The organism is Verrucomicrobiota bacterium (genome assembly GCA_037139415.1).
In the GTDB taxonomy this organism is placed as follows: domain Bacteria; phylum Verrucomicrobiota; class Verrucomicrobiia; order Limisphaerales; family Fontisphaeraceae; genus JBAXGN01.
In genome coordinates this window covers 20,029-32,163 of record JBAXGN010000036.1, presented here as the reverse complement: position 1 = coordinate 32,163, position 12,135 = coordinate 20,029, and the positions used below count along the sequence as shown (strand labels likewise).

Annotated in this window: 2 protein-coding genes; both read right to left on the bottom strand. The window is 51.4% G+C overall.

Annotated elements, in window-relative coordinates; genetic code table 11:
• Position 1: 1 nt before the first annotated feature.
• Positions 2-2,518: a cadherin-like domain-containing protein gene (locus WCO56_08520; protein ID MEI7729604.1), complete on the bottom strand. Its 2,517-nt coding sequence runs from the start codon at positions 2,516-2,518 to the stop codon at positions 2-4.
• Positions 2,519-2,731: 213 nt separating this feature from the next.
• Positions 2,732-12,112, bottom strand: coding sequence for a PA14 domain-containing protein (locus tag WCO56_08515; GenBank protein ID MEI7729603.1), 9,381 nt, complete (start codon positions 12,110-12,112; stop codon positions 2,732-2,734).
• Positions 12,113-12,135 lie beyond the last annotated feature (23 nt).

Here is a 12,135-nt window from a genome sequence, read left to right as displayed (position 1 = left end):
CTTAAGGTTTTTGCACCAAACGCACTCGCATGAACATATTTTGAGAAGGTGTCACCTGCTGTGCCGACTGGTAGGTTACCATCTCAGGATCAGATAAGGTATTGGAGGGAACGCTCTGCACGTCACTATTCGAGTTTCTCCAATTTGTTAAGTCCTTGGAAACTTCAACAAAATAGTCCACGTCGGTAATTGCCACTGGACGGCGGAATGAAACCGACATCCGGTGGTTGTCATATGTGAATTTCGGTAGGCCGCTCGAATCCTTCGGATTGAGAGGATTCAAACCAAAGGCATACCGGTATAGATTTTGGACGCCTGTGGAACCCGTATCCGCTGCGGCGAAGGCGCTGACAGAGGTGGCACTGCTGGCTGGGAAATTCTGCTGCTGCCAGGAAACCATCGTAATCATTTGATCCACAATCACGACTCCAGCAGAAGCGGGGGGCATGACTTTGTAGGACGCATCAGGCTTTATGGTTATCACCACCGACTTGGAACCATTATTCAGCCCAGCGGTAGTTTTAGGGTGGACGGTGAGTAGTGCGGTGGTTTGTTGCGGCTGGAAATTAACATACGCACTGATGGCATCGTAGTCCGTACCCGCTGTAGCCGTGCCCGAAATGGTTAACCGCACCAGCACGCTGCGTTCGGCTGGCCCGGCGCGTGTAATTAAAAACAGCCCGTCGGATTGCCCTTTGACCGCGATCAGCTCCAACGCTTCAATGGAAACTTGTGGCATCAACGGTTCGATGCTGACCAGCGCACTGGATGGGTTGCCGACATTGTAGTTCGTGCCATCCAGCACCGAAATCTGAACGTACTGCGTAACGATTACGGATGCGGGATACGGAATGACCTGTATCGGCATGGAACTGATTCCGCTCGGGAACGTGATGGTAGATGCTATTAACTGATAGGATGTTCCATTCGCCGCAGACCCAGAGATTTGCAGGGATGCTGTAAGCGCATCTGTCAATGGACCACTACGCGTCACCGTAAACACGCCTGCCACTGAGCCGTTTTGACTGGCATTCGAGGTGGCTACAATACATACGCGCGGCGTAAAAACCTTGTTCCCTGTCAAAATGACCCCACTCTGCACCAAGTCATAAAGGGTGCTGTTATCATACTGAACTCCATTTAACGTGATGTACGCATTGGTGTAGTAGGTGCCAGTGCCATTCAAATTCAGTCCAATCACCGTATTGGTTCCCGAGATCGTAAGTTTGATAAAATTGGTTGCCCACCCACCAGCGGTACTCAATGCCCGGGATAAATCCAGAACATCCCCGTCAGCCACATTAAAATCGGTGATAACGTTGCTGCTGCCAACTCTCCCTGACATAATGAAATGATCGGCCCCACCACTGCCGGTAACCACGTCCCCCATTCCATTGACCACCAACACGTCTGGCTCCATGCCACCCGCTAATTGATTGAAATAGGCACCTCCGACAATCACATGTCGGCGGTCTAATCCATAAGCCCTGACATAATTGGAACGATATGCTGCCGCAGTCAATCCAGCGCTTGGCGCAGCCAAAACCTGTGAGGCAATGTCATTCAATCCATCATAGATCACATATCCTTGATCCCGTCCCAACACATAGTTATTTACGCGCAACTGCTCGTCCGCAGGCAACGCAAGCAGTGTGGGAGTGACCGTTCCCGGAGTGACCAAAGCCAAGGCAGCTTCCGCAACAGCGTTAGTGTCCAGTGGACGATAAACCGTCAAATTCACACTGGCCTGCCATATCGCATGATTTGTATTCTCATCGCGCAACGAGACATTGAACCCGTCATCCACAGCATCCTGTCCAACTCCATGTTTGAAGACCAGACGCATGTTATTGACGTCTGCTTGGGTGAACGTATCCCCAACTTTGAGGATGGCATCGTGATTCAGGTTAGTTTGGGCATTGCGGAGCAAAAGGGCACCGGTTTGTGGCAGCGACCCTAATTGGTACACCAGATTCGAAGCCGCACTATCCACGTCAATGGCCCGCAGTCCCACCACACTAGTACCATCCGCGTAAACCAACAGTGTATCGTTTGCCAGCGAGGGGGCACGGTCATCGTGCAACGGATTGGTTCCTCGTTTGAACTCCGCCAAATTATTGAGCCCGTCACCGTCCGGATCAGCCAATGCATCCCCAGGATTCAAGCCGTATTTGGCTAACCACCAGTCGGGAATGCCGGAACCTGTGGAATCAGAAAGATGATCAAATATTTCGAGATCCACACGAAAAGTGGCTGCTCGATTGGGTTGGGAAACTTGCATCTGATTTCCGTTGGGAGTTAAAATGCGCGCTTGAGAACCGTTGACGGTGATTTGCACATGGGTATAGCGGCTGACTTGGGCCATTAAGGAGACACTGCCCGGGTCCACTGATAGTCCGGTGATAAACGCCTGGTGCGGCACCTTGAGCCGATACGAAAACTGGCCATTGTTCAAAGCAGACAATTGTCCCGTAAAGGTAAGCATTTGTCCCACTGGAGATTGCATCACCCACACCACGGAGCCGGTGGTTACCAGAAAAGGTTGTCCGGTGGTACGGTTGATGATTTTACCATAGACCACACTGTCAGGCTCGGGCAGTCCTGCATAAGTGGCCATGGCACAAAACACATAAACCAGAGTCAGCGTCAGACGGTGAAGGCTGGTGAGGACCAACCCGCGGCACATTTGAAAAGTATTTGTTGCTTTCATGTTGGGCAGCGTTAAAAAGTTTTAGTTACCAGAGAATGCGAAGGTGTTAATCACCAGCTTAATGTCGTGGAGGCTTCCCACGAAAGTCTGCAAGCTTGCATTGGCATCAGCCCCCAGTGTGGCCCCTGGGATAATCAGCAACCAACGCGTATTCCAAACCGATCGTCCGACCAATCGCGAATCCATGGTCGGCATCGTCCCAGCATCGTCGCCTGCGAATCCATAAGCCAGGAAGCTTGAGAACTGGCGAGTTTCCCCGAAGGGAGCACTCAGACTATCGGTAAGCGGTTTCCAAGTTGGATCATTCAGGCTGGAAGTGATGGAGGGCAAGGGTACTGGTATCCTTTGATCCAAAACCTGCCACAAGCGCACATTCATGTTGCGGTTATTAGGTACCGTCATGATATCCGTGCCAACCGGCACCAGATATACCCGGGGGGTGCGAGCGAGCGCATCGGTGCGGTAACCCGCAAACCAGACACTGGCAGCACTGACCCGAGTGGCGAATAAACTCGGGTCATAGGAACCATCACCCGGCCCCAATGGCCACCCGAATAAGTTCTTGCCCGATCTGATTTGCGTACTGAACGGAATCACCAAGCCAGGCTGCGGACCGGCTGATTCAGGCGCAAATGAACGACAGTAGGTGCGAAATTCAGGTACCGACCACAAGTTGGTGCGATAAAACCTGGGATCGCTGAGCACATTTGATATCGTACCACTATTTGCTCGGAAAAGTTCCTCGCAAAGAGAGAAGGTCGCCGTTTCCAGTTGCGGATTATTGATTCCCAACTGGGTTTTGAGCACGGCGTAATTAGCCTTCAACCACGCAAGATCCTTGGCTAAACCTTCAGCTCCCAGCGAAGGCGCAGCAGACCCATCCGCCGCCGTGGTCAACAGTCCGAGGGACCGTTGCTGAACGATATCAGCCAATAATGCAATGGGTGAACCGGCGTCATTGGGGTCCAGATTGGTGTCATAATCATACGCCTTGGCGGCCAGATATACATAGCGCGCCGCCAGATCAAATGCGGAACGATATTTTTCCAGCGCGGCATTACGGGCGACGCGGAAAGTCATGTCGTGATATCGGTTCTGTTGAGCCATGGCGGCAGTCTTCTTATTGAAGTCGTTGCGTTCATTCATGAGCCGCACTCCTTCCGACAGTTTGGCGCGATACTGGTCCGACAAATCGCGCAACACTTGAATTTGCTTAAATATCGCCACACGCTTAGTTTTCTCGGAGCCCAAATCTTGTTCAATTTGCGCCAGCGCCATCTTCAAATCATAATCCCGTTGCATCTTGTCAATATCGAGTTCCGCATTCATGTCTTCAATTTCGCGCCCCATATCCAACCCGTCGGCAATAGCCTCAAGCGCGGCTGAGGCAATTTTGGCGATTCCATTGACGGTGGATGCAGCGGCCTTGATCACTGCGCCAGCAGGTTCTGCTGCCGTTCCTGGCGACACAGCCAAGCCAACAGTGGGCAAATGCGTTGACAACGCATCCGCGATGTCTTTGGCGGTTGAATCGGTGGCATCCGCGATGAAATCGGCGATTTTTTGCGCCACGCGCAGACTATAAGCGGAAGCCATGAAGCCAATATCCCGGTTCAGTCGGGTTTGCATGCGATCCCGCATGGCATTATCCATATCGTATTGGGCCAGAATGCCCTGCATGGAAGTTATCAAGCCACTTTGAGTACCGTCCCAGTCGTCAATCGCAATTGCCAAATCCGCCTCTGCCTGCAGCATTTGATTAATCATTGATTGCAGTTGTCCCACGCTGCCCCGCTGGCCCCAGTCCGGCGGGGCTTGGAAGGTGTAGCCGCGTGCCATGACAGGCAGGTTCATGTTTTGCAATGGAACGTTTGGGTTGTTTGAAAAATCAGTCCAGTTGACTGAGGAGGCGAAAAAATTCGTGATGGAATTATCCGCCAAGTCCGGAGCAAACTGTTGCCGGAAACTATTGGGTATATTCATGATCGTAGTGCCAGAACTACCCATTGTAGCATTGACGTAATTATTTGAAAAATCCATGGTTATATGAGGCACCGTAGTATCATCAACGGTACGCACGTCCGCATACATATATAACATTGTGTCAGGCCCTTGATAGCCCGCCGGGTATGGTTTTCCGGAGCCAATTGTGCCATCATAGGGCGTGCCAAAAATCTCGATTAACTGATTGCGATACGCCAAATCCTGTTCGCTGACTTGTTTTTTGAAATCCGCTGTGTTGTTGGCCACTTGGCGTATTTGATTATTGATCTGGCAGGCGTTCTCAAAAATGACCGAGGCATTTTGCAGTGCCCCCAATGCCCGATCAAAGATTTGCTCGAAGTGCGTCTGCCCATCCACTCCGCCACCGGTAATCGTAAAGTACGGATACAGATCGAAAGGAACCACATTCCCAGACAGCCCCAGCGGGTTCAATCCGGCATTGGCTTCGTCCATTTTCTGCTGAACGGCCTTTAGATTACCCGCAATCAAGCTAATATCGGTCACCGTGGTGCGATCCACCTTGGCGATTCCAGTAAGATTAGTATTGGGATGTTGAGCAGGCAACAGTGCGTTGGCGGTCACCCAGTCAAAATAAGTTCCTTGGCCAGTGCGGCGCGCCCACTCCTCGACGCCCCAACTGCGATACGAGTTCACGTCCGTATATCCCTGCCACTGTCCTGTGGGATCCTCCACATACTTGGACCGATATGTCAGATTGAGCACTTCGGTTCCGACCTTGGCTTTGATGGCGGCGGCTTGCGCAAACTTTCGCTCATCCAGAAAATCCACCGGAATAACAATGTCCATCAAATTGTAAAATTCCGAACGGGAAACCCAGTTGAAATATGGGTGACGCAACAACTCATAATCATATTTCATCGCCGTCAGGAAATGACCCCAGGCATCGCCATGGCCTTGCGGATAGAGAATCATGGCGTCCTTTTCGTTAATGTAGCCGTCGTTGTTCACGTCGGTGATATTGTAATTTACCGCATATGCTGCTTCGCCCTCACCTTTGGTGAAATTCCAAAAGAGCCGGTTATAAACTGGACGTGCCTTGCTGGAATCCAAGCCGCGTAGCAACCCCAATTCCTCTTCCGACAGGCTGGCTACCATATTTTCAAAGGCGAATACCGATGAATTAAAATGCCCGTTGTCAATGGTAGAACTGCCATACGAGATGGTGGGATTCATTGCATCCGAATACGCTTCATTGCCTTCCAGCACATAAAAATCCAACAACCGGGTGGCGGCTAATTGCAAAGCGTTGGCGATAGCGGGAGTGGATACCGGCGTTGACAAGTCAACACTTAAACTCTTGGCGCGATCAAAAACGGTTTCGTACAATTCAATTAACCCCACATTTTCGATGACGTTCTTGTCTGGATTCAGCGCCACCGGTCCCTCAAAACGAGCGCCAAACTGCTGTATCATGCTCGAATAGGTTGCGGGAGCGTCACCATCAAAGCTGGTGATGCGCGCCTCGTACGGGTTGACCGCATCCAGCACCCGTTTAACCCAACCTTGCGCCAATTGCGGTTGGTAATCCGGCAATCCATCCCCGTTCAAATCATTTGGCGAGGAATTACCTGCGCCGGCCCATTGATAGGGCAGAGTCGAGGCACCTGTGGGTTGCGGCACTTCCCAATCGGCACCGTTCACGTTATCGTTGACGTGGCGATAACGCACATAGAACCAAGTGTCGGCCAGCAGCGCCTCCGGCGCGCTGGGATTGCCCTTCAAGGTGATCTGGTAGTATCCTTGACCCCGTTTCCCACTAGGATCGGCGAATACCTTCCACGGGTTGGGAGACGCCGCCCGTTCAGGAGTCAGCGCATCCGTGCCATCTTCTGGCCGATACCACCACTCAAAGACGAGTGCGTCCGCATTGGCACCAAAATCACCCGTATGCCTCAGCACAATATTCTCATCAAAAACATTATCTGAGAGAATGGTCTTAATCGCCCCGCGATACCGTTGAGTTTTGTCCACTTTTATGATATGTAGCGCGACGGGTGACGATCCCAAACTGTCACTGTTGTTCTCTGCCACCGTGACGTAACTAATGTCGGGCGTCCGGGACAGTGGGTCCATAAAGTCGGGATTGGTAAACATCGCCAATCCGGGCCCCAAGGCCTGCATCGGCGACGCCTTGGATTGATAGCGTTTAATGGTTACGATGCCATAAGCGTTGGTAGTCTTGATGGGTATGCCATTCACGTCCCGCATGATTTTTTGTTCAATGCCGACGCGATAGTCATCATCCGCTTTCCCCAAACCGGGATAGTAGGTGTCATCGAGGGCACCATTATTTCCACGATCCAACAGGTTTGGATTGCGACATAACTTGCCAAGCGCCAGGGCCGCACCTGTCCAATCACTGTTGTCTGGAGCCAAATTCACGAGAGCGTCTAACTCGGCGCGCGTCATAATGTTGGGCTCCAACACATAAACCGCAGGTGGTGAGGCAGTTAAGGTTGAATCGGCAATATCCTTGTCATTCAAGAATCCTTTCATGCATAGTTTGCCGCGGATTGGGTCATAATACACACGCTTCTGCAATGAGGCAGGTAACTCATTAAACACATAACTGATGCCCTTGACTCGGGAACGTCCACCAGCCGGTGCCAAGGCGATTGGGAATTTGTCAAAAGTCAGCGTTACCGTGCGCTCCTCCAATGCTTGATAAAGACGAACCGTATATTTATCGAAAATCCGTTGATCATCCATCACAGGGTTCAGCGAGTCATACACAACTTCACCCGCTGCCCATGCGACTACCCCGGGCAATCCTGGAGTGTCAATCAATTGGACCTGCCCCTGATCGTTGATAATTTGTGTCGTGGGGGAATCAGCTCGGACTTCACCTCCAGAAAAAGTAAGGGTTTCGCCAACTTTCAGAACCGGAGTTATCGCCGGCCATTTCGTATTGTATTTCACCTGCTGGGAAGGTGGTATCATGTCATTTCGGTTATAGTCGAATGCGTTTCCATTGATATCCGCATCAAAAAACTCGTTGGTGTATCCCGCTTGGTTCGGCAACCACGCTACCGCGTCACCGGGAACTTTGTTATCCTGCGGGGGCCACCAGAAATCCGTGGACAGTGGATAATAGAAATAATTGTAAAAATATCCATCGCCGGAAATGGCCCAACCGGTGCCCTTGTGATCTTTCCAAAAGGTCTTTTGGACAGTAGGCATCCCATCCCGACCATACGTGGCTGGGCTGGGTTGGGCGCCGATCACCTGCACCAGCGGATAGAACGGTATCACCGGCTCTCCGGCGTTCATGGACAACTCAAAATCATAGTAATAATTGAGCGCGCCGACATTTTGATTGGACGCTTTCCGCACCACGTTGAAAACCTGCATTTTATACTCATTATTATAAGTATCCAAGTACTGCACCAGCACGTAGGGGTCCGAGGTATAACTCGAATCGCGTGAAGTCAAATTCAAATCGTTATCCCGCAACGCATACGCTGCCAACGGACGCGGAGAAACTGCCGCGTAACGCAACGACGGAGCCATGACGCCATGTTCTTCGTTGGGATTGTACCCCGGCTTGGTGCGATCCGGCTGGTTATATATTTTAGCCTGCTGGAACCGGGCTGGGTTAAAAGTTGTTTCCGCCGGAATGACATTCGTGCCCACCGTCATGGCCGGAGAAATAATCTGGTCAGTGCCATCGTCCGCGACACTTTCGCTGCCGAAGCGGCTGGCGATGACAATACGGTTTAATCCATTGCCAGGTGTGGGCCATTGCGGCGCGTAACGGACCGCCTGGTAGGGCCAGAGAATTTTATCGCGATTTTCATACCAAACCACAATCAGCTTATTCTCAATATTCTGCTCATACTCCTGGTTAACCGGGATGATCGGCCCTTTCACATTCTGGCGGTCGTAAATATAGGGATTGTAACGGGCATTGGGGTAAAATACATAACCCGTGTCCAACCCGGCGGTATCGTATGAACTGGTGACTTTGGTGCCGATGGTCGCCGTCTGGATTGCTCCCAATGTTTGCGAATACAACTTGGTTTCCACGACCCGAACCCGATACGTTGTCACAGGCGTGCCGCGGCCACGCACCGTCTCGGTAAACAGGAGAACCGAACGTCCTGCCTGACTCGCATTGAAGCCGGTGGAGTTAAGGACTGTGGCACCGTTTTCAGAGTATTTGATTTCTTTGAACGCGATACTATCAGTTGGATCGGGATCCAGGTTTACCACGGGTGTGCTGGCCACATGACGATAATGTGGCAGGGGCGGATACTGTATATATACGCGCGTAAAAACGCGCGACGTCGCGTCCGCATCCGTCGTCCTCCAAGAGACAAGCAATTGGCCCGGGCGTAGTGGATACAGTTTTTTTCCGCCATCATCCCAGACAGCCATGTCTTTGGTTGTACTGCCTGCGGGGCCGTTTTCCACAATGATTTCAGCATCAGGGGGAGCAGTGCTGGTTTGCATGCGCCCCAGAATCCCCGAATCATTGATGGTGGCTATGTCCAATTTCACAGGGTTACCGATAAAGTTCGTCTGGACAAAAATTCTTTCGCCATAATCCCAAATCGCACGGGCAGGGCTAACCATGTCTTTGATGATCTTCCCAAGATAATACTGGCCATTAATGGTGAAGCTGCTGAGATCGTTCGTGGTGCCTTGTGATGGAAAGTAGGCTCCGTCACCGTTGTACCATCCTTTTAGTTGCTTCAGGTCACGCTTTTGAATCGTGCCAACTTGGACACCGGTATGCTCGTCATACCAAAATGTGCCGCTACCAAACCCATCCTGCTGCGGTTGCAATGCAGACGGGGGGTTATAGGTAACATGCACCAAAGGCAGTCCTGATAACGGATAACTCACTGTAGTCATCTGCACGGCATTTTGCCGTTTCCATCGATACGTGATTCCACCCGGACTCCGCATGGCGAATTGCGTGATTTGCTGTCGGCTTTCAATGCTAGGGAACGAGAAAAATGTTGTTGAGTAGTCCGAAGGAGATGCCCAAGTGTTAGGGGGCCCCCAAGCATCATAGCCCGTCACAATGTACCGCGTGAGGCCCGCCAGCGTGCTGCTGCTCATATCCACCACTGAACCATCAATCTGCGGTGCCACCAATTCGTCTTTCAATATCCAATGCTTTTTGACGATGGGGTTGGGACTGCCTGAGGCATCCGAAGTCAGCCCGCCAGTGGTTCCACGTGTCCCAGTCAAGTCACTGTTGATCGTCAGGGCGTATTCCGTAGCCCATTTGAAGATCAGTTTGGTATCCTGGGTCACCCGGAACGTGTACGCTTCGGTAGTCCCAGTGATCTTTCCGTCATCCAGTGAATATCCCGTAGCCGAAAACCGGATTTGCGCTTGTTGCTCAATCGTTGCTTGCGAGGGATTGGGCAACTCATTATTATAGAGATCCCGATAAATATATTTGGGCACGGAGGCAACAACCTGGGAATCTTTAATGACCGCTTGCGTCACCGGAATGTCAGGAGGGCCGCCAAACGGAAGCACCTGGCTCCCACTCTTCCCGTATTGAGAGACGATGGTCAAATCCACCCGTTCCGTGTAAGTGCCATCCGGATCAATGACGGCAACAAAACCTTGCATCCCAGTTGCCGGAATGGCTACCAAGGAATCCTTTTCCCCCAATGTGAGAGTGCCGTTTACAAAAGAACCTGCCCAAAATGTTCTGCCCACGATCGGATTCCAGCAGACAATCGTATCCAAAGCCGTCGTATCAAACGCAGGTGGCGTGCCGGGAACCGTCATGGGGCTGTTTACCCATTGGAAATTCATGTCGCCATCGAGCTTGGCGATAAAGCGGCTCTGTTGTGAGGCGGAGATATTCTTAAACCGGCCATCCGGTTGGCCGCGAACTTTGGTGCGATCGTTGCTGCCGATCAGATTCACTGAGCCAGGCCCAAAACTTCCCGTAACATAAACATAACCATCCTCATCAGCGCTCAACCCATGAACTATTTGGTCTGATGCGCCCTTGACGGTAGCACGACCTGACATCCTGCAGTTGGTATCCAAGCGTACGATTTCAATGTCTGTTCCTTCAGCCTTATCCAGTAGAATGCCATCTCCTTCAACTTTTCCAATCCAATGACCTGCCGCATAAATCCACCCCGCCGCATACGCCATACGCGTGTACTCGCCCCCACTGCTGGGCACCATCGAGGGAACAAAGTAGGACTGCATGGTGGTCAGACCTTTGTCTAATTTGAACACATAAGCGGACTGGCCGGTCACTTTGACGGATGATAAAAAGACCTTGTTGCTATCGCCGGGTGACGAATAATTTAATTGGCCAACCGCGCCATCGCCTCCGTTGAAGTAGCGGAATTCCGCATCATGCATTCCGGAACTTAAAGTCACTTTTCCTGAGAACTCCTTCGGCCCATGTGATGTGTCATCCTTATAGACCGAGTTTCCATCCACAAAAAAGGCCGAACCATCGTCCGTATTTGCATAGAAGGTATATTCACCGGTTTCCGGCAGGAAGATTTTACCTCTGGCGATAATCGCATAGTTATCTCCGCCGCCCGAGATGTCAATCTTATCCGAGTACCAAGCTGACTTGCTGCTAACATTGGCCGGGTTGCTTTCCAGTTGGTCCACTTTGCTCAGGCTGTCAATCCTTCCCAAATTGCCATTAGCCACGTATTTGGTCAGCAACCAGCCGTTCGCCAAGTTGAAATTACCAAAATCCGCAGTGACCAACCCTGGTGCATAGGCTCCCATGGCGCCGCCCACATAAACATTCCCCGCATCATCCACGACCAAGTCATCCGCTGTGGTGACGAATCCCGGGAAGGTTATGGTAATACCAAAAATACTGATGCTGATGCCACCATACGTTGTGCGCGTTGTCTCAGCGCTTAAGTCTGCGGCGGCTTTGATGACAATTGACCGCCCGCCGATCATGCCACACATGTAAACCGTCCCAACCAATTGGTTATTCACCATCTCAGGAAAGTAGGTGATGCCATTTAGCGCAACACTACCGGTTGGGGTAAATTTACCACCTAACAAAGAACTTTCGTAGTTGGCATTATAAACGCTGTCCTGCGTCATGATATAAATCTTGCCACCGGGAGCGACTTTCATCCTTTTGGGCGTGATTGCACCAACTGCATTCGTTAACGGACGGCTAAAAATCAAAGCGCCGCTCGAATCATATTTTTTCATGGTGCCGATGCCGTTCTGAGTCCCGACCACATAGGTATTGCCATCGGTGTCCACACCAGTATCCGCTGGCTTGAACCCACTATACCCCTCGATAAATGACGTGGCACCGCTTGTCTCCCAAGCCGCACCAACTACCAGAAGGATCAACATGGCCAGGCGACCCAACAGCCTTCCACCGCTCAAAATAACTTTTTTCATGGTAAAATTAGGTTAATGGTTTT